We start from the raw sequence: 277 nt of genomic DNA on the forward strand, positions 1-277 counted from the left end.
CAAGAGCAAATGCAAGAAGTATTGATGACCTATCAAAAAGAACAAGAAGAGAAGTTTGTTAAAGATATGGAAACCAAAGCAGGTGAAAATAAAACCAAAGGTGCGGCATTCTTAGCAGAGAACGGCAAGAAAGCTGGCGTGAAAACCACCGCTTCTGGCTTACAATATAAAGTATTGACCGCTGGTACTGGCAAATCACCAAAAGCGACCGACGTGGTTGAAGTCAACTACGAAGGTAAATTGATTGATGGTACGGTATTTGACAGCTCTTATGAGC

At 41.5% G+C, this 277-nt stretch carries 1 protein-coding gene; it reads left to right on the forward strand.

All coding sequences use genetic code 11. The features are described from left to right. Nucleotides 1–277: FKBP-type peptidyl-prolyl cis-trans isomerase N-terminal domain-containing protein (locus BTV98_RS13210; protein ID WP_178379394.1), on the forward strand; the 277-nt coding region annotated here is incomplete at both ends.

Origin of the sequence: Psychrobacter sp. Cmf 22.2 (assembly GCF_001921745.1) — a bacterium.
In the GTDB taxonomy this organism is placed as follows: Bacteria; Pseudomonadota; Gammaproteobacteria; order Pseudomonadales; family Moraxellaceae; genus Psychrobacter.